The sequence below is a fragment of the Dokdonella koreensis DS-123 genome (assembly GCF_001632775.1).
In the GTDB taxonomy this organism is placed as follows: domain Bacteria; phylum Pseudomonadota; class Gammaproteobacteria; order Xanthomonadales; family Rhodanobacteraceae; genus Dokdonella; species Dokdonella koreensis.
Map to the genome: position 1 here is coordinate 1,554,238 of NZ_CP015249.1, position 18,967 is coordinate 1,573,204.

General features: G+C 69.3%; 19 protein-coding genes and 1 tRNA gene. 16 read left to right on the forward strand and 4 right to left on the reverse strand.

The window, feature by feature from the left end; translation table 11 throughout:
• Positions 1-83 precede the first annotated feature (83 nt).
• From I596_RS06095 to yidD, 4 genes are all read right to left on the reverse strand, one after another.
• Positions 84-2,141 carry a bifunctional 2',3'-cyclic-nucleotide 2'-phosphodiesterase/3'-nucleotidase gene (locus tag I596_RS06095; protein ID WP_067645510.1) on the reverse strand — a complete coding sequence of 686 codons (2,058 nt, stop codon included), beginning with the start codon at positions 2,139-2,141 and terminating at the stop codon, positions 84-86.
• A gap of 175 nt (positions 2,142-2,316) precedes the next feature.
• On the reverse strand, positions 2,317-3,129 hold the full coding sequence (locus I596_RS06100) for a M23 family metallopeptidase (protein ID WP_067651515.1): 813 nt from the start codon (positions 3,127-3,129) through the stop codon (positions 2,317-2,319).
• A gap of 5 nt (positions 3,130-3,134) precedes the next feature.
• Positions 3,135-4,469, reverse strand: coding sequence for a dihydroorotase (locus I596_RS06105; RefSeq protein WP_067645512.1), 1,335 nt, complete (start codon positions 4,467-4,469; stop codon positions 3,135-3,137).
• A complete protein-coding gene (yidD, locus tag I596_RS06110) occupies positions 4,462-4,734 on the reverse strand; it encodes a membrane protein insertion efficiency factor YidD (RefSeq protein ID WP_083965409.1) in 273 nt (90 codons plus the stop codon). Before yidD ends, I596_RS06105 begins: the two co-directional genes overlap by 8 nt.
• Before the next feature lie 97 nt (positions 4,735-4,831).
• On the opposite strand from yidD, the gene dksA reads away from it, so the two are divergent.
• The 16 genes from dksA to nuoI all read left to right on the forward strand — a co-directional run bounded on the left by dksA (position 4,832) and on the right by nuoI (position 18,948).
• On the forward strand, positions 4,832-5,776 hold the full coding sequence (gene dksA / locus I596_RS18035) for an RNA polymerase-binding protein DksA (protein ID WP_083965410.1): 945 nt from the start codon (positions 4,832-4,834) through the stop codon (positions 5,774-5,776).
• An 88-nt stretch (positions 5,777-5,864) separates the two neighbouring features.
• A complete protein-coding gene (glmM, locus tag I596_RS06125) occupies positions 5,865-7,217 on the forward strand; it encodes a phosphoglucosamine mutase (RefSeq protein WP_067645518.1) in 1,353 nt (450 codons plus the stop codon).
• A complete protein-coding gene (locus tag I596_RS06130) occupies positions 7,214-8,152 on the forward strand; it encodes an isopenicillin N synthase family dioxygenase (RefSeq protein ID WP_067645520.1) in 939 nt (312 codons plus the stop codon). The genes glmM and I596_RS06130 overlap by 4 nt, the downstream gene beginning before the upstream one ends.
• A gap of 257 nt (positions 8,153-8,409) precedes the next feature.
• Positions 8,410-9,162, forward strand: coding sequence for a triose-phosphate isomerase (tpiA, locus tag I596_RS06135; protein WP_067651519.1), 753 nt, complete (start codon positions 8,410-8,412; stop codon positions 9,160-9,162).
• A gap of 46 nt (positions 9,163-9,208) precedes the next feature.
• Positions 9,209-9,667 (forward strand): preprotein translocase subunit SecG, encoded by a 459-nt coding sequence (secG, locus tag I596_RS06140; RefSeq protein WP_067645522.1) that lies wholly within the window; start codon positions 9,209-9,211, stop codon positions 9,665-9,667.
• A 5-nt stretch (positions 9,668-9,672) separates the two neighbouring features.
• Positions 9,673-9,757, forward strand: a tRNA-Leu gene (locus I596_RS06145).
• Between the two features lie 70 nt (positions 9,758-9,827).
• On the forward strand, positions 9,828-10,184 hold the full coding sequence (locus I596_RS06150) for an NADH-quinone oxidoreductase subunit A (protein ID WP_067645524.1): 357 nt from the start codon (positions 9,828-9,830) through the stop codon (positions 10,182-10,184).
• Positions 10,175-10,729, forward strand: coding sequence for a NuoB/complex I 20 kDa subunit family protein (locus I596_RS06155; RefSeq protein WP_067645526.1), 555 nt, complete (start codon positions 10,175-10,177; stop codon positions 10,727-10,729). The genes I596_RS06150 and I596_RS06155 overlap by 10 nt, the downstream gene beginning before the upstream one ends.
• Positions 10,730-10,736: 7 nt before the next feature.
• Positions 10,737-11,453: an NADH-quinone oxidoreductase subunit C gene (locus tag I596_RS06160; protein ID WP_067645528.1), complete on the forward strand. Its 717-nt coding sequence runs from the start codon at positions 10,737-10,739 to the stop codon at positions 11,451-11,453.
• A 3-nt stretch (positions 11,454-11,456) separates the two neighbouring features.
• On the forward strand, positions 11,457-12,710 hold the full coding sequence (locus tag I596_RS06165) for an NADH-quinone oxidoreductase subunit D (RefSeq protein WP_067645529.1): 1,254 nt from the start codon (positions 11,457-11,459) through the stop codon (positions 12,708-12,710).
• Positions 12,707-13,234 (forward strand): NADH-quinone oxidoreductase subunit NuoE, encoded by a 528-nt coding sequence (gene nuoE, locus I596_RS06170; RefSeq protein WP_067645531.1) that lies wholly within the window; start codon positions 12,707-12,709, stop codon positions 13,232-13,234. Before I596_RS06165 ends, nuoE begins: the two co-directional genes overlap by 4 nt.
• A gap of 4 nt (positions 13,235-13,238) precedes the next feature.
• Complete coding sequence (locus I596_RS06175) at positions 13,239-13,715, forward strand: hypothetical protein (protein ID WP_067645533.1); 477 nt, start codon at positions 13,239-13,241, stop codon at positions 13,713-13,715.
• Positions 13,716-13,724: 9 nt separating this feature from the next.
• Positions 13,725-15,038 (forward strand): NADH-quinone oxidoreductase subunit NuoF, encoded by a 1,314-nt coding sequence (gene nuoF / locus I596_RS06180; RefSeq protein WP_067645535.1) that lies wholly within the window; start codon positions 13,725-13,727, stop codon positions 15,036-15,038.
• Positions 15,035-17,383, forward strand: a complete 2,349-nt coding sequence (nuoG, locus tag I596_RS06185; protein ID WP_067645537.1) for an NADH-quinone oxidoreductase subunit NuoG — start codon at positions 15,035-15,037, stop codon at positions 17,381-17,383. The genes nuoF and nuoG overlap by 4 nt, the downstream gene beginning before the upstream one ends.
• Before the next feature lie 12 nt (positions 17,384-17,395).
• The gene (nuoH, locus tag I596_RS06190; RefSeq protein ID WP_223303955.1) at positions 17,396-18,436 is read left to right on the forward strand and encodes an NADH-quinone oxidoreductase subunit NuoH; all 1,041 of its coding nucleotides are present in this window, start codon (positions 17,396-17,398) and stop codon (positions 18,434-18,436) included.
• A gap of 23 nt (positions 18,437-18,459) precedes the next feature.
• Positions 18,460-18,948: an NADH-quinone oxidoreductase subunit NuoI gene (gene nuoI, locus I596_RS06195; RefSeq protein WP_067651521.1), complete on the forward strand. Its 489-nt coding sequence runs from the start codon at positions 18,460-18,462 to the stop codon at positions 18,946-18,948.
• Positions 18,949-18,967 lie beyond the last annotated feature (19 nt).

Sequence of the window (18,967 nt, forward strand, 5' to 3'; positions counted from 1 at the left end):
CTCCCCTGAATGCGGATTCGCAAGGATAAACGCAGCCCGGCCGCAAAACCGTCCTCGGCCGCGCGCTCCCGTCCGCGCGCGGGTCAGCGCGCCTTGGACAGGTCGATGCGGTAGACCGCCATGCCGGCGGGCTCCTCGCGCAGCAGGCTGACGTGCGCGAGGCCGGCCGCCCGCGCCAGGTCCAGCTGGCCGGCGGCCGAGCGGAAGAGCACCGGGCCGGCGGTGGCCACGGGCGCGAAGCGCCAGGCGCGGTCGGCGCCGTCCGCGGCCCGGGTGAGGTGGCGGCGCTGGCGGATCGCGTCGATCAGCACGTCGCGATTGGCCACGGCCGCCTCGACCACGATGTTCGAGCCGTCCAGGCCGGGAAAGCCGCCGCCGCCGCTGGCGCGGTAGTTGTTGGTGGCGACGATGAACGGCTCGGCCGGATCGACCGGTCGGCCGCGGTAGCGCAGCGCGACGATGCGCTCGCCCTCGGGGCGTGTCACGTCGATCACGTAGTCCAGGCCGCCCTGGACGACGTCGAAGTTGTAGCCGGGGAAGCCGCGGTTGATCAGATCCTGGGGCTCGCGGCGCGCCGGGTCGATGCGGTTGAAGTAGCCGGCGGCGCGTTCCAGCCAGGCCTTGAGGCCGGCGCCGTCGATCCTGACCGCCGTCAGCGTGTTCGGGAACTGGTACAGGTCCGCGGCATTGCGGATCGCCAGCGGGCCGGGGGCGATGGCGGTGTAGTCGGTGGCCCCGCCGAAGCCGACCTTGAACGGCGCCATCGCCGACAGCACCGGGATGCCGGCGTACTGCGGCAGCTCGGCGGCGACGTAGCGTTCCACCCATTCGCGCTGGGCGGTGTTGACCATCTGCAGCGCGGTGACGTCGCCGACCGCGGCGAAATAGCTGGTCATGGCGAAGTCGCTGTCGCCGATCGGCGTGGAGACGTAGCGGATCGCCGCGTCGTGCTCGGTGCGGACCAGGGCGCGGATCGCCGGGTCCGGCGCGACGAAGCTGCCGTCGGGCTGGCGGATGTCGCGGACTTCGGACTGCGTGGCAGCCGGATCGATCGTCCAGCGTCCGCCGCGGCGGACCAGCGCCAGCTCGATCACGCCCAGGCTCTTGCCCCAGAAGTTGCCCATGACCGCCGGCTTGCCGTGGATGAAGCCGCGCTGGTTGTCGACGCCCGGCATGCCGTTGAAGCGCGACTTGGGGTCGTGCGGGGCGGGGAACGCCTGGTGCGAATGACCGAGCAGCAGCACGTCGATGTCCGGCTCCTGCGCCAGGTGCCAGTTGGCGTTCTCCATCGTCGACGAATAGGCGCCGGGATTGATGCCGCCGTGCGAGATCGCGACGACCAGGTCGGCACCCTGCGCACGCAGCGCCGGTGCGAACCGGCGCGAGGCCTCGACCAGGCCCAGGGTCGTGGCCCGGCCTTCCAGGTGGCTGCGGTCCCAGACCATGACCGGCGGCGGCGTGAAGCCGATGATGCCGATCCGGATCGGCGCCTCGATCGGCCGGCCCGCCGCGTCCCGCGCCTTGAGCGTCCGCTCGAGCAGCGCGGTGGGCGCGAACAGCGGCTGGCCGTCGCGCGTGCCGAGCACGTTGGCGAGGACCAGCGGGAAGTCCGGGCCGTTGCAGCGGCGGGCATCGACGCCCTCGGCGTTCAACGGTGTGCCGGTGACCTGGGCCAGGAACGGCAGGCCGTAGTTGAACTCGTGGTTGCCGATCACGCCGCCGTCGTAGCCGAGCGCGTCCATCGCCTTGTAGACCGCCAGCTTCTGGTCGCACGGCAGCGGCTCGGCCAGCGCCTGCCAGTCGGCCAGCGCGGTGCCCTGGATCGTGTCGCCGCCGTCGAACAGCAGGCTGTTCGCGTACTCGGCGCGCGCCGTCCGGACCAGGGTGGCCAGGCGCTCGAAGCCGAGCGAGGGGTCCTCGGCCAGCTTGTAGTAGTCGTAGCTGAGGACGTTGGCGTGGATGTCGGTCGATTCGAGCAGGGCCAGCGTCGCCCGGCTGCCGTCCGGTGCGTCGGCACCGGCCGTACGGTGCGGTCCGCTGCCGGCGCAGCCGGTGGCGAGCAGGATGGCGAGCCCGACGGCGCAGGTGCCGGCCCGGGCGAGGAAGCGGAACGTGGACGGAGGCAGGGCGGTCGGTCGCATCGGCAATGAATCTCCTGGCGGGCGCGGTATTGTCCACGGACTTGGAGCGTGGTGCGGAGCGCGGGACGAGCGCAGGGCGCCCCGGCGCGGCGCCGCGATGCACCCCATCCGGCGTCCCTGGCACGCTTCCACGACCACTATGGCCGGCGGCTGCGACGCCGGCATGACGCCGCGGTCACGGCCCGCGTTGCAGCACCAGCTGCGGGTCGATGCGCACGTCGAACCAGTTCATGCCCCAGTGCAGGTGCGGGCCCGTGGCCCGGCCGGTGGCACCGACGGCGCCGATCACCGCGCCTTGCTCGACGCGGTCGCCGACGGCGACGTCGATGCGCGAGAGGTGCAGGAAGGTGGAGCTGATGCCGTGGCCGTGGTCGAGCACGAGGGTGCCGCCGGTCAGGTAGAGGTCCGGATCGGCGAACGTGACGATGCCGCCGGCCGGCGCCTGCACCGGCGTTCCGGCGGGCGCCGCCACGTCCAGGCCCGAGTGCGGCGCACCGGGCTTGCCGTTGTAGACCCGCTGGCGCCCGAAGCGGCCGCTGATGCGGCCCTGTATCGGCTGGGCGAAGGCGGCCGCGAAATCCACGTTGTCGCCGTCCCGGTCGCGCGTCGCCGCCACGCGGGCCTGTTCGCGGCGGATGCGCTCGGCGATGGCGGGCGGCGGCTCGACCGTCTTGGGCGGCACGCCGTCGACGCGCTCGACCGGCCAGTCGCGCAGGTCCACGGCGATCCGCGTGGTGGCGGTGGTGCCGTCGGCGCGTTCGACCGTCACCGCCAGCGGGCCGGCCGCGTCGCGCCCGACACCGAAGGCGACGCTGCCGTAGGGCGTGGCGCGCAGCGTGCGGCCGGCGTAGCGCACCTGGCTGCCGGCGGGGACCTTGCCGATCACCAGCGCGCCCTGGGAGACGCGCTCGGGAAACACGATGCGATCATCGCCGCCGGCCGCGGCCGCTGCGGCCGCCGTGGCGAGGCCGAGCAGCCCCGCCCACAGTCGCCTCACCGCGCGAACTCCAGGCGCGTGCCGCGCGTGGCGTCGTCGATGCGTCCGTCCAGATGGCCGAGCTGGCCGTTGACGAAGGTGGCCGCGATGCTCGACCGGAACGTGGTCCCCTCGAACGGCGACCAGCCGCACTTGGACAGCACGTCCTCGCGCCGGACCGTCTGCGGCTTGGCCGGGTCGACCAGCGCAAGGTCCGCGTAGTAGCCCTCGCGCAGGTAGCCGCGATCGCGGACGTCGAACAGCGTCGCCGGCGCGTGGGTCAGGCTCTCGATCAGCCGCTCCAGCGGAATCACGCCGTCGAACACGCGCTCGAGCGCGCACTGCAGCGCGAACTGCACCAGCGGCAGGCCCGACGGCGCGCGGGTGTAGGGCTGGTTCTTCTCGTCCAGCAGGTGCGGCGCGTGGTCGGTGGCCAGCACGTCGACCCGGCGCTCGGCCAGCGCGCGGATGATCGCGTCGCGGTCGGCGGCCGTCTTGATCGCCGGGTTGCACTTGATCAGGTGGCCCAGGCGCGCGTAGTCGGCGTCGGAGAAATGCAGGAAGTGCACGCAGGTCTCGGCGGTGATCCGCTTGCCGGCGACCGGTCCCGGCTCGAACAGCGCGACTTCCTCCGCGGTGGACAGGTGCAGCACGTGCAGGCGCGTGCCGTGCCGCCGCGCCAGGTCGAGCGCGAGCCGCGTGGACTTGATGCAGGCCTCGCGCGAACGGATCAGCGGATGCTGCTCGGGCGGGATGTCATCGCCCCAGCGTTCGCGGGCACGCGCCTCGTTCGCCTCGATCAGCGGCGTGTCCTCGCAATGGGTGATGATCGGCGTCGGCGCGTCGCGGAAGATCGCGTCGAGCGTGGCCGGGTCGTCCACCAGCATGTTGCCGGTCGAGGAACCCATGAAGACCTTGATGCCCGGCACGCTGCGCGGGTCCAGGCGGCGGATCTCCTTGAGGTTGTCGTTGGTCGCGCCGAGGTAGAAGCCGTAGTTGACGCGCGACCGCTCGGCGGCGCGGCGGTACTTGTCGGCGATGGCGGTGGCGTCGACGGCCGGCGGCTTGGTGTTGGGCATCTCCATGTAGCTGGTGATGCCGCCGGCCAGGCAGGCGCGCGACTCGGACTCGATGTCGGCCTTGTGCTCGAGACCCGGCTCGCGGAAGTGCACCTGGTCGTCGATCATGCCGGGAATCAGCCAGCGGCCGGCCGCGTCGAGCACGCGCTCGCCGTCGCGGGCCGACAGGGCGGCGTCGATGCGCTCGATGCGCCCGTCGCGGATGCGCAGGTCGCCGTGGAAGCGCTTCCCCTCGTTGATCATTTCAGCGTTGACGACGAGCCAGTCACTCATGGAGGTGTTCACCGAGGTTCTTTTCAGGAGGACGCGGCCACCAGCGGAAGCGGGCCGGGACCGGATCGTGGCCGCCGGCGCACAGCGGATGGCAGCGCGCGAGCCGTACGATCGCCAGGTAGCTGCCGCGCAGGCCGCCGAAACGCGCCACCGCGACGCGTGCGTACTGCGAGCAGGACGGATGGAAGCGACAGCGACGCCCGAGCAGCGGACTCAGCCCGCGCTGGTAACAATCCAGAAGGAAGATAAGGGCTCGGGGCACGATGCTGGCGACCCGCCCGGAGGCGGCTTGCCCGGCGGTTGCTGGTGGAGGCGGCTTAGGCTATAACACCCCGCCGCCAAGTCACAAGGTAACGAGGCAGATGGCGAAAACCAAAGGAAAGTCCGCGGGGACCGGCAAGGTGAAGCCGGCGTCGAAACCCAAGGTGACGGGAGCCGTCGCCAAGAAGACGGCCAAGCCGCCCGCGAAACCACCCGCCAAGAAGGCGGTCGCCGCCAAGAAGGCGCCGCCGCCGGCCAGGAAGGCGCCGCCGGTTGCCAAGAAACCGGCAGCCAAGCCGGCCGCGCGTGCCGCGGCCAAGCCGGTCGCTGCCAAGCAGGTGGCGGCCAAGCGGGCGGCCAAGCCCGTTGCCAAACCCACACCGGCGGTCAAGAAGGCCCCAGCCAAGACCAAGGCGGTCGCCAAAGCCAAACCGGTGCCGGCGGCCAAGTCGCCGTCTCCGGTGCCGAAATCGCCAGCCGCAACTACCAGATCTAAGGGTGCCGTGAGTAGTACGAATACCAGCAGCAAAGCAACCGCCGCATCGGGCGGCATCAAGGCGCGTGCCGTCGTTCCCAACTCCGCGGAGACCGGCATCACCCTGCAGGACGGCCACTATGCGCTGCCGGCGACGGTGCGCATCGAGCTTCCGACCGGATTCAAGCCCTCGTCCAACGAGGAGTACATGAATCCCAAGCACCTGGAGTATTTCCGCCGCAAGCTGCAGCGCTGGCGCGAGGACCTGGTCGAGGAGTCCAAGCAGACGATCGAGAACCTGCGCGACGAAGTGCGCGACGTCGGCGACGAGGCCGAGCGCGCGACGCGCGAGACCGAGAACTCGCTGGAACTGCGTACGCGCGACCGCTATCGCAAGCTGATCGCCAAGATCGACAAGGCGCTCAAGCGGATCGAGGAGGGGCGCTACGGCTTCTGCGAGGAAACCGACGAGGAGATCGGCCTGGAGCGCCTTGAGGCGCGTCCGATCGCCACGCTGAGCCTGGACGCGCAGGAGCGCTGGGAGCACCGCCAGAAGCAGATGGGCGACTGAACGGGCCCGGCCTCCGCTCGCGACGCCCCGCTTTGCGGGGCGTTTGCGTTTGCGCCGGCGCGATGCGGCCCGATTCGAGGGAGGACAGATGAACGAACGCACCTATTTCGGAACCGATGGCATCCGCGGGCGGGTCGGCGAATGGCCGATCACCGCGGAATTCATGCTGCGCCTGGGGCGCGCCGCCGGCAGCGTCCTGGCCAACGGCAGCGAGCGGCCGCTGGTGCTGATCGGCAAGGACACGCGGGTATCGGGCTACATGTTCGAGTCGGCGCTGGAGGCCGGCCTGCTGGCGGCGGGTGCCGACGTGCGGCTGCTCGGGCCGATGCCGACCCCCGCGGTGGCCTACCTGACGCGCTCGCTGCGCGCCGATGCCGGCATCGTCATCAGCGCCTCGCACAACCCCTACGTCGACAACGGCGTCAAGTTCTTCTCGGCGACCGGCGAGAAGCTCGACGACGCGGTCGAGCAGGCGATCGAGCGCGAGCTGGAGGTGCCGTTCGCCACCGTGCCGTCCGACCGGCTCGGCAAGGCCGTGCGCATCGGCGACGCGGCGGCCCGCTACATCGAGTTCTGCAAGTCCTCGGTCTCGCGCGCGTTCCACCTGCACGGCACCCACATCGTGCTCGACTGCGCGCACGGCGCGACCTATCACATCGCGCCCGTGCTGTTCGACGAGCTCGGCGCGCGCGTGACCACGATCGGCAGCCAGCCCAACGGCCTCAACATCAACCGTGACTGCGGCGCCACCGCGCCGGCCGCGCTGGGCCGCGCCGTGGTGGAGTCCGGGGCGGACCTCGGCATCGCCTTCGACGGCGACGGCGACCGCATCCAGATGGCCGATGCCCAGGGGCGCCTGATCGACGGCGACCAGATCCTCTACCTGCTGGCGACCGACTGGGCCGCCAGCGGCCGCCTGCGTGGCCCGGTGGTCGGCACGCTGATGAGCAACTACGGCCTCGAGCAGGCCGTCGGCGCACTCGGCGTGCCGTTCCTGCGCGCCCGCGTCGGCGACCGCTACGTGCTGCAGGCGCTCAAGGAGCACGACGGCATCCTCGGTGGCGAAACCTCCGGCCACATGCTCTGCCTGGACCGCGCGACCACCGGCGACGCGATCGTCAGCGCGCTGCAGGTGCTCGACGTGCTCGCGCGCTCGGAGAAGGCGCTCGATCTCGCCGTGGCCGGCATGCACAAGGTGCCGCAGACCACCGTCAACATCCGCGCCGCCGGCGGCGCCGCACTCGTCGCCGACGCCGCCGTGCAGGCCGTGCTGCGACGCGTGCAGGGCGAGCTGGAGGGCAAGGGGCGGGTGGTGCTGCGGCCATCCGGCACCGAGCCGCTGGTGCGCGTCACCGTCGAGGCGGATGATGCCGACCAGGTCCGGCGCCTGGTCGACGAACTGGCCGGTGCCGTCACGTCCGCCGCGGGAGCGCGCGCATGAGCCGCCAGGTACCCACGCTCGACATCCGCCGCTGGGACGGCGACCGCGAAGCCTTCGTCGCCGAGCTCGGCGCGGCCTATCGCGAGTTCGGCTTCTGCTGCATCAGCGGCCACGGCATCCCGGCGGATCTCGTCGATGCCGCCTATGCGGTCTTCCAGCGCTTCTTCGCGCTGCCCGATGAGACCAAGCGCAGGTACCACGTGCCAGGCTCCGGCGGCGCCCGCGGGTACACCCCGTTCGGGGTCGAGACCGCCAAGGACTCGGCGTATCCCGATCTCAAGGAGTTCTGGCACATCGGCCGCGAGATCCCGCGCGATTCCAGGTACGCCACCGTCATGCCGCCGAACCTGTGGCCGGACGAGGTGCCGGGGTTCCGCGAGCACGGCTACGGTCTCTACCAGGCGCTCGACCAGCTGGGTGCGCGCGTGCTGCGCGCGCTGGCCCTGCACATCGACCTGCCGGAGGATTTCTTCGTCGGCCGCACCGATTGCGGCAACTCGATCCTGCGCCCGCTGCACTATCCGCCGATCACCGCGCCGGACATCCCCAACGTGCGCGCGGGCGCGCACGAGGACATCAACCTCATCACGCTGCTGGTCGGCGCCAGCGCCGAAGGCCTGGAAGTGCTGACCCGCGAAGGGCACTGGCTGCCGATCACGACCGAGGGCGACGCGATCGTCGTCAACATCGGCGACATGCTGCAGCGGCTGACCAACCACGTCTATCCGTCGACGACCCATCGCGTGGTCAATCCGGCCAATGCCAATGCACGCCGGTCGCGCTATTCGGTGCCGTTCTTCCTGCACCCGAATCCCGACGTGCTGCTGGACGTGCTGCCCTCCTGCGTGGATGCGGACCACCCGAGCCGGTATCCGGTCCCGATCACCGCGCACGACTACCTGCTGGAGCGCCTGCGCGAGATCAAGCTGGCCTGAAGCGGGGTTTTCCTGGGAATCCTCCAGGGGATGAGGGTTCCGCACTGCGGTGCCCGTCGGTACGCGGGCGTGGCAGGGGCGGGATCGATCGGGCGTGCCTGGCAAGGCCGGTGGGTTGCGGCTTCCGGCCGCGCGGCAGGCAGCTACAGCCAGGCGAGGCGCGACCCGACGCCCGTGACGGGCACGTTTCCCGGCGGGCGGCGTTGTCCGAATGCCGGGCGCCGGCTATGCTTGCCGGCTTCGAACGGGAGACCGTGATGCGTCGCAAGCTGGTGGCCGGAAACTGGAAGATGCATGGTTCGCGCGCCATGGCGGCCGAGTTGGTCACGGCCATCGCCGCGGCCGCGCCGGCCGACGTGGACCTGGTCGTGCTGCCGCCGTTCCCGTACCTGGCCGAGCTGGCCTCGGCGCACGCCGGCCGGCTCGCGTTCGGTGCCCAGGACCTCAGCGCCCAGGCGCAAGGCGCCTTCACCGGCGAGGTGTCCGGCGCGATGCTGGCCGATGTCGGATGCACGCATGTGCTGGTCGGCCATTCCGAGCGACGCCAGTACCATGCCGAATCCGACGCCCTGGTCGCGGCCAAGTTCGTGGCGGCCCAGGCCGCGGGGCTGGTCCCGGTGCTGTGCGTCGGGGAAACCCTCGAGGAGCGCGAGGCCGAGCGCACCGAGGCGGTCATCGCGCGCCAGCTCGACGCCGTGCTCGCCGCGGCCGGGATCGCGTCGTTTGCCCGTGCGGTGGTGGCCTATGAGCCGGTATGGGCGATCGGGACCGGTCGTACCGCGTCTCCGCAGCAGGCCGAAGCAGTCCATGCGTTCATCCGTGACAAATTCGCCGGACAGGATGCTACAATTGCGAGCTCGCTGAGGATTCTCTACGGCGGAAGCGTGAAGGCCTCGAATGCGGCCGAGCTGTTCGCGCAAGCCAACGTAGACGGCGGGTTGATCGGCGGAGCCTCGCTGGTCGCCACGGATTTCCTGGCTATTGCCGCCGCCGGTAGGGCGCGGCGCTAGTCGTTCGACGGGTGCATCGCACCTGTCTTCTGAAACCAAGCAAACGATGCTTACCATCATTGCCTACGTCTTCTATGTGCTGGTCGCGATCGCCATGATCGTCCTGATCCTCATGCAGCGCGGTGCCGGTGCCGCTGCAGGGTCGGGGTTCGGTGGCGGCGCGTCGGCAACCGTCTTCGGTGCGCGCGGTTCGGCGAATTTCCTGTCGCGCAGCACGGCGGTCCTGGCCGGTTTGTTCTTCCTGCTCAGCCTTGGCATGGGCATTTACCACAGTCGCCCCGTGGTCGCACCCACGGACGACCTGGGTGTGATGGCCGGCGTGACCGCTCCGGCGCCGCCCGAGACTCCGGCGCCCGCCCCTGGCGGGGACGTGCCGAAGGCCTCGGTCCCGGCCGCAGGGGATACGCCGGCGGCACAGCCTGCACCGGAGTCGCAGACGCCGCCTGCCGATGGCAAGCCGGCCGAGCCGAAGCCGGAGCCGAGCAAGAAGGACGGAGCTGGATAAGCGTTGCCCAGGTGGCGGAATTGGTAGACGCACTACCTTGAGGTGGTAGCGGCGAAAGCTGTGGGGGTTCGAGTCCCCCCTTGGGCACCAATTTGCAGGTAACCGTCGTTGCCGCGGCTCCCGCGGCAGCCGCTGATGCGCCGCCGGCGCGGAGGTGCGTGTGCTTTCCGAGTATTTTCCCGTCCTCCTGTTCCTGGGCGTGGCCGCCGTCATCGGCGTCGCGTTGCTGATCCTCGGCAACCTGTTCGGCCCCAAGAAGCCCGCTGCCGAGAAGTTCGAGGCCTATGAGTGCGGCTTCGAGGCGTTCGAGGACGCGCGCATGCGCTTCGACGTGCGCTACTACCTGGTCGCGATCCTCTTCATCATCTTCGATCTGGAAGTCGCCTTCCTGATTCCCTGGGCGGTGGTCTTCGAGGACGTCGGCATGCCGGCGCTGGTCGCGATGGGGATCTTCCTGCTGATCCTGGCGATCGGCTTCATCTACGAATGGAAGAAGGGTGCGCTCGAATGGGAATGATCGATTCGATCAGCCGGACGATGCACAATCCGGCGCCGGTCAACGTCGTCGACGACATCCTGCGGCCCGGTGACGACAATCCGCTGATCGAGCGCGGTTTCGTGACCGCGCGCATGGATGAGCTGGTGAACTGGGCGCGTACCGGCTCGATGTGGCCGGTCACCTTCGGCCTGGCCTGCTGCGCGGTCGAGATGATGCACGCCAGCTGCGCGCGTCTGGACCTGGACCGCAACGGCGTGATCTACCGCCCCAGCCCGCGCCAGTCCGACGTCATGATCGTCGCCGGCACCCTGGTCAACAAGATGGCCCCGGCCCTGCGCAAGGTTTACGACCAGATGCCCGAGCCCAAGTGGGTGATCTCGATGGGGTCGTGCGCCAACGGCGGCGGCTACTACCACTATTCCTACGCGGTCGTGCGCGGTTGCGACCGCATCGTGCCGGTGGACGTGTACGTGCCGGGCTGCCCGCCGACGGCCGAGGCGCTGATCCACGGGATCCTGCAGTTGCAGAAGAAGATCCGCCGCACCAACACGATCGCCCGCTGAGACCGCCATGTCCGAACCGAGTCCGTTCATAGGCCAGCTCGAGGCGCGCCTCGGCCAGAAGCTGGTGCGTGCCGACGCCTCCGGCGGCCAGATCACGATCGAGGTGCTGCCGGAGAACTGGCTGGCGGTCGCCCGCAGCCTGCGCGACGAGGAGGCATTCGCGTTCGAGCAGCTGATCGACGTCTGCGGCCTGGACTACCTCGGCTACGGCCAGACCGAGTGGGACACCACGGACGTGTCCTCGGAAGGCTTCTCGCGCGGCGTCGAGGGTGAAGGCCCCGGCCGTTTCCGCTGGAGCGACCGGCCGCGCGACGTCGCGATCCCGAACCGCTTCGCCGTGGTCGTCCACCTGCTTTCGCTGCGCCACAACCGGCGGCTGCGGCTGCGCGCCCATTGCGCCGACGACGAACTGCCTTCGATCGCGTCGCTGACCGAGATCTGGCCGGGCGCCAACTGGTTCGAGCGCGAGGCGTTCGACCTCTTCGGCATCGTCTTCGAGGGGCACCCGGACCTGCGCCGGATCCTGACCGACTACGGTTTCGTCGGCCATGCGTTCCGCAAGGACTTCCCGCTGATCGGCAACGTCGAGGTCCGCTACGACCCGGACAAGAAGCGCGTCGTCTACGAGCCGGTCACCTCGGTGGAACCGCGCGTGCTGGTGCCGCGCACGATCCGCGACGATTCGCGCTACGAACAGGCCGCGGCCGAGCGCGGCGGAAAGTAGACCATGCAGGAAATCCGCAACTACACGATGAACTTCGGCCCGCAGCATCCGGCTGCGCACGGCGTGCTGCGCCTGGTGCTGGAGATGGACGGCGAGACCGTGGTGCGCGCCGACCCGCACGTGGGGCTGCTGCATCGCGGCACCGAGAAGCTGGCCGAGTCCAAGCCGTTCAACCAGTCGATCGGCTACATGGACCGGCTCGACTACGTCTCGATGATGTGCAACGAGCACGCCTACGTGCGTGCCATCGAGAACCTGCTCGGTATCGAGGTGCCGGAGCGCGCGCAGTGGATCCGTACGCTGTTCGACGAGATCACGCGCATCCTCAATCACCTCATGTGGATCGGCTCCAACGGCCTGGACCTGGGCGCGATGGCGGTGATGCTCTATGCGTTCCGCGAGCGCGAGGAGCTGATGGACTGCTACGAGGCGGTCTCCGGCGCGCGCATGCACGCCGGCTACTACCGTCCCGGCGGCGTCTACCGCGACCTGCCCGAGCAGATGCCCAAGTACAAGGAATCGCGCTGGCACAAGGGCAACGACCTCAAGCAGCGCAACGCCTGGCGCGAGGGCTCGATGCTCGATTTCCTCGATGCCTTCACGCAGGACTTCCCGACCAAGGTCGACGAGTACGAGGAACTGCTGACCGGCAACCGCATCTGGAAGCAGCGCACCGTCGACATCGGCGTCGTCACGCCGGAGCTCGCGCGCGCCTGGGGCATGTCCGGGCCGATGCTGCGCGGCTCGGGCATCGAATGGGACCTGCGCAAGAAGCAGCCGTACGCCAAGTACGCCGAGGTCGACTTCGACATCCCGGTCGGCACCAACGGCGACTGCTACGACCGCTACCTGGTGCGCGTCGAGGAGATGCGCCAGTCCAACCGCATCATCCGCCAGTGCGTGGAATGGCTGCGCGCCAATCCCGGTCCGGTGATCGTCCAGAACTACAAGGTCGCCCCGCCCAAGCGCGAGGAGATGAAGGACGACATGGAAGCCCTCATCCATCACTTCAAGCTGTTCACCGAGGGCTACTGCGTACCGGCCGGCGAGACCTATGCCGCGGTCGAGGCGCCCAAGGGCGAGTTCGGCTGCTACCTCGTGTCCGACGGGGCCAACAAGCCGTTCCGCGTGCACCTGCGCGCGCCCGGCTTCGCGCACCTGTCGTCGATGGACGCGATCGTGCGCGGACACATGCTGGCCGACGTCGTCGCGATGATCGGTACCTACGACGTCGTGTTCGGAGAGATCGACCGATGAAGCCGACCGGAACCTACGACGAGATCAAGGACGTCGATCCGCTTTCGCTGCTCAGCGAGCACACCCGCCATCACATCGACCACTGGGTCGCCAAGTTCCCGCCGGACCGCAAGCGTTCCGCGCTGATCCAGGCGCTGTTCGCGGCGCAGGAGCAGAACGGCGGCTACCTGACCGATGCGCTGATCGTCGCGGTGGCGCGCTATCTGGACCTGCCGCAGGTCTGGGCGTTCGAGGTGGCGAGCTTCTACTCGATGTTCGAGACCCGGCCGGTCGGCCGCAACAACGTCGCGATCTGCACCAATATCTCCTGCTGGCTCAACGGTGCCGAGGGCATCGTCAGGCATTGCGAGAAGAAGCTCGGTATCTCGCTCGGCCAGAGCACGCCCGACGGCCGCGTCTACCTCAAGACCGAGGAAGAGTGCCTGGCCGCCTGCTGCGGCGCGCCGATGATGGTCGTCAACGGCCACTACCACGAGAACCTGACCACGGACGAGGTCGACCGGATCCTCGACGGTCTGGAGTGAACGCATGAAAGCCTTCGCCACATTCATGATTTTTTCCTGCGCGCTTCTCGGTGCGCCGGCCCAGGCCGAAAACTGGACCCGGATCGAGGACACCGACCAGGCGTTCTGGGATGCCGATGCGCGTCTGGAGGTCGACCTGGATTCGGTGCGCGCGGTCGACGTCGCCGACGCCAAGGATGCCGACGGCAACGCTTTGGCGGGGCCGTTCTACGTGGCGACGCGACGGGCCGTGCTGTCCGCCAGCGCGCAGGAGAGCATGCGCTACGACAGCGAGATCGCCGCCGAGTACTACTCCTGCGCCGGCGCGGAGCCGCTGCGCACGGTGAACGGATCGGTGCTGGCGGCGGAGATCGCCGGTGGAAAGCAGAAGATCAAGTACCAGGGCGGCCCTGGCGAGACCTATCTGTTCGGGCCGGCGCAGACCGGCTGGCAGAGCAACCTGCAGGCGCTCGTCTGTGCGCGAGCGAAGAGCACTTCCTGAGGCATGGCAATGAGTTACGGTCCCGCACCGCAGGAACATCAGGTCGTCTACACGACCCTCCACCACGCGCAGCCGTGGACGCTGGACACCTATCTGAAGGTGGACGGCTGGCAGGCGTGGAAGAAGATCCTCGCCGAGAAGCCCGACCCGGCGGCCCTGATCGAGGAGATCAAGAAGTCCTCGCTGCGCGGCCGTGGCGGCGCCGGCTTCCCGACGGGCCTGAAGTGGTCGTTCATGCCGCGCACGGCGCCGGGGCAGAAGTACATCCTGTGCAATTCCGACGAGTCCGAGCCGGGCACCTGCAAGGACCGCGACATCCTGCGCTTCAACCCGCATGCGGTGATCGAGGGGCTGGCGATTGCCTGCTACTGCACCGGATCGACAGTGGCCTACAACTACCTGCGCGGCGAGTTCCATCACGAGCCGTTCGAGCACTTCGAGGCGGCGCTGAAGGAAGCCTACGCGGCCGGCCTGCTCGGCAAGGACATCCAGGGCAGCGGCATCGACGTCGACATCCACACCGCACTCGGCGCGGGCGCCTACATCTGCGGTGAGGAAACCGCGCTGATGGAGTCGCTGGAAGGCAAGAAGGGCCAGCCGCGCTTCAAGCCGCCGTTCCCGGCCAATTTCGGCCTGTTCGGCCGGCCGACCACGATCAACAACACCGAGACCTACGCCTCCGTGCCGGCGATCCTGCGCAAGGGCGCGGACTGGTTCCTGGCGCAGGGCAAGCCCAACAACGGCGGCCCGAAGATCTTCTCGGTGTCCGGTCACGTCGCCAAGCCGGGCAACTACGAGATCCGGCTGGGCACGCCGTTCTCCGAGCTGCTGGAGATGGCCGGCGGCATGCGCGGCGGCCGCACGCTCAAGGCGGTGATCCCCGGCGGCTCGTCGATGCCGGTGCTGCCGGCCGAGACGATGATGGGCCTGACGATGGACTACGACGCGATCCAGAAGGCCGGTTCGGGCCTCGGGTCCGGCGCGGTCATCGTCATGGACGAGACCACTTGCATGGTGCGTGCCTGCCAGCGCATCGCGCGCTTCTACTTCAAGGAAAGCTGCGGCCAGTGCACGCCGTGCCGCGAAGGCACCGGCTGGATGTACCGCCTGCTGACGCGCATCGTCGAGGGCAAGGCCGCGATCGGCGACCTGGACATGCTCAAGGCCGCGGCCGGCCAGATCGAGGGCCATACGATCTGTGCGTTCGGCGAGGCGGCCGCCTGGCCGGTGCAGGGATTCCTTCGTCACTTCTGGCACGAGTTCGAGTACTACATCGAGAACGGCCGGTCGATCGTCGATGCCCAGCTGGAGGTGGCGGCATGAGCGCCCAGCCCGCCGATCCGAGCCTGCCGCCGGATCATGTCTCGATCGAGATCGACGGCCAGTCGATGGCCGTGCCGAAAGGCTCGATGATCATCGCCGCCGCCGACAAGGCCGGCATCGCGATTCCGCGCTTCTGCTACCACGAGAAGCTGCCGATCGCCGCCAACTGCCGCATGTGCATGGTCGAGGTCGAGATGGGCGGCCGGCCGATGCCCAAGCCGCAGCCGGCCTGTGCCACGCCGGTCGCCGACGGCATGAAGATCTTCACGCAGTCGCAGCGCGCGCTGTCGGCGCAGCGCAACGTGATGGAGTTCCTGCTGATCAACCATCCGCTGGACTGCCCGATCTGCGACCAGGGCGGCGAGTGCGAGCTGCAGGACCTGTCGATGGGCTACGGCCGTTCGGTCAGCCGGTTCGCCGAGCGCAAGCGCGTCGTGCCGGACGAGGACCTCGGTCCGCTGGTGCAGACCGAGATGACCCGCTGCATCCAGTGCACGCGCTGCGTGCGCGTGATGTCCGAGGTCGCCGGCACCTACGAGCTGGGCGGCATGGAGCGCGGCGAGCGCCTGCAGATCGGCACCTATGTCGGCAAGCCGCTGATGAGCGAGCTGTCCGGCAACGTCATCGACGTCTGCCCGGTCGGCGCGCTGACGAACAAGCCCTTCCGCTTCCGTGCGCGCGCCTGGGAGCTGATCGCGCGCGAATCGATCGCCTACCACGATGCGCTCGGCTCGAACCTCTGGCTGCACACGCGCCGCGGCGAAGTGCTGCGCACGGTGCCGCGCGACAACGAGGCGGTCAACGAATGCTGGCTGTCCGACCGCGACCGCTACGGCCACGAGGGGCTCTACGCGGCCGATCGTGCGAAGAAGCCGCAGGTCAAGCGCAACGGCGCCTGGACCGAGGTCGAATGGGACGACGCGCTCGCCGTCGCCGCGGCTGCGCTCAAGCGTCACGCGGGCGATGCGCTCGGCGCGCTGGTCCATCCGGCCACCTCCAACGAGGAGGGCCACCTGCTGGCCGGGCTGGTACGCGGGCTTGGCAGCCGTTCGATCGATCACCGGCTGCGCCAGCTCGACCTGGCCGATGGCGCGGCCGCGGTGCCGTTCGGCCGCCCGTTCGCGCAGATCGAGCAGGCCGACGTCGTCGTCCTGGTCGGTTGCAACCCGCGCAGCGAACTGCCGCTGCTGAACGCGCGCCTGCGCAAGGCGGCCCGGCGCGGCGCCAAGGTCCACCTGATCGGCTCGCTCGATTTCGAGGCGACCTATCCGCTGGCGAGCAAGCGCATCGTCTCGCCCGCGGCGCTGACGGACGCGCTGTTCGACCTCGCCAAGGCCGTCAATGACGCCGGTCACCCGCCCGGGGAGGGCGCGTTGGCGCAGGCGCTCGCGGGTCGCACCGCCGACGAGGCCGCGGTCGCGCTGGCGCGCAGCCTGGCCGAGGCTCATTCGGCCGTGGTCGTCGTCGGCGAGACGGCGACCATCCATCCGCAGGCATCGCGTCTGCGCGCTGCGGCACGGTTCATCGCCGCCGCCACCGGCGCCGCCTGCAACGAGATTCCGCTCGGTGCCAATGCGGTCGGGCTCGCCGCCCACGGCGTGCTTCCGGACGCCGACGGCCTGGATGCCCGCGCGATGCTGGCCTCCTCGCGCAAGGCCTACCTCGTGTACGGCATCGAGTCGCCGCTCGACCTGGCCGATGCGGCCGCCTGGCGCACGCTGGCCGCCGCCGAGACCGTCGTGGCGTTCTCGGCCTATGCCAGCGAGACGCTCAAGCAGGTAGCCGACGTGATCCTGCCGATCGGGCTGCTGCCGGAAATCGATGCGACGCTGACCAATCTCGACGGCGTCGACCAAGTTGTTTCGCCGGGGGCGAAGCTGCCCGGCGAGGCGCGTCCGGGCTGGCGCGTGCTGCGCGCGCTCGGCGCCACGCTGGGTGTCGCCGGCTTCGATTTCGTCGACATCGCCGACGTGCGGGCCCGGCTGGTGCCGGCGGCCCCGCGCGTCACCAACGGCCGCCTGGCCGATGCGCCGGCGTCCGCCACGGTACCCGGCGGGCTGGTCCGCATCGCGACCACCGCCATCTACCGCGGCGACGCCGTGCTGCGCCGGGCGCCTGCACTCAATGCCCATCCGCTCAGCCGCGGGCCGGTCTTTGCCCTGCATCCGGAGGATGCGCTCGCGCTCGGCATCGGGCAGGGCGGTTCGGCACGCGTCGAGGGCACCATCCTGCCGGTGGAGCTGACGACGCAGGTGCCGCGCGGCGCGGTGTGGGTGGAAGCGGGCTATGCCGAAACCGCGGGCCTGCCGGCCCACGGTGCCGTCCTGTCGATTGCGAGGGTCTGACGCGTGACCGACCTGCTGCGTGAATTCTTCCTCGCCTTCGGCGACCTGGGCCTGGTCGTGTGGACGGTGCTCAAGATCCTGGCGGTCGCCGTGCCGCTGATCGTCGCCGTCGCGATGTTCGTCTATTGGGAACGCAAGGTGATCGGCTGGATGCATGTCCGCATGGGGCCGAACCAGATCGGTCCCTTCGGCCTGCTGCAGGCGTTCGCCGACGTCTTCAAGCTGCTGTTCAAGGAAGTGGTGCGCCCGTCGAAGGCGAACAAGGCGCTGTTCTACCTCGCGCCGCTGATCGCCCTGGTGCCGGCGTTCGCGGCCTGGGCGGTGATCCCGTTCGACGACGGACTCGTGCTCGCCAACGTCAACGCCGGCTTGCTGTTCCTGCTGGCGATGACCTCGATGGGCGTGTACGGCATCATCATCGCCGGCTGGGCCTCCAATTCCCGCTACGCGATGCTCGGCGCGATGCGCGCGGCGGCGCAGACGATCTCCTACGAGATCGCGATGGGCTTCTCGCTGGTCAGCGTGCTGGTCCTGGCCGGCAGCCTCAACCTCTCGGCGATCGTACAGGCGCAGTCCGGCCCGCACGGCATCGCCGACTGGTTCATGTGGCCGCTGCTGCCGATGTTCGTGATCTACTTCATTTCCGGCGTGGCCGAGACCAATCGCGCGCCGTTCGACGTCGCCGAGGGCGAGTCGGAGATCGTGGCGGGCTTCCACGTGGAATATTCCGGTTCGGCGTTCGCGATCTTCTTCCTCGCCGAATACGCGAACATGATCCTGATCGCGTTCCTGGCGCCGGTGCTGTTCCTCGGCGGCTGGCTGTCGCCGTTCCCGCAGTCGTGGGGCTTCCTGGGCGCGCCGAGCTGGATCTGGCTGTTCGCCAAGGCGTTCTTCTTCGCCAACTGCTACCTGTGGTTCCGCGCCACGTTCCCGCGCTACCGCTACGACCAGATCATGCGCCTGGGCTGGAAGGTCTTCGTGCCGATCACGCTGGTATGGGTGATGGTCGCGGCGTGCCTCAAGTACTTCGGTTGGGTGACGGTCGGCGCATGAGCGAGCCCCAGGACACGCAAGCCATGAACAGAATCATCGGTTACTTCAAGAGTCTGCTGCTGCTGGAGCTGCTCGGCGGCCTGTGGCTGACGCTGCGCTACATGTACAAGCCCAAGTACACGATGCGCTATCCGGAAGAGCACATCCCCAAGTCCAACCGCTTCCGCGGCCTGCACGCGCTGCGCCGCTATCCGAACGGCGAGGAGCGCTGCATCGCCTGCAAGCTGTGCGAGGCGGTGTGTCCGGCGCTGGCGATCACGATCGACTCGGCGGCGCGCGAGGACGGCACGCGCCGGACGACGCGCTACGACATCGATCTCTTCAAGTGCATCTTCTGCGGCTTCTGCGAGGAAAGCTGCCCGGTCGACTCGATCGTCGAGACGCACGTCCATGAGTACCACTTCGAGAAACGTGGCGAGAACATCGTGACCAAGCCGCAGCTGCTGGCGATCGGCGACCGCTTCGAGGCCGAGATCGCCGCTGCACGGGCTCAGGACGCGGCGTTCCGGTGAGCGGCGAGGAGACCATCCA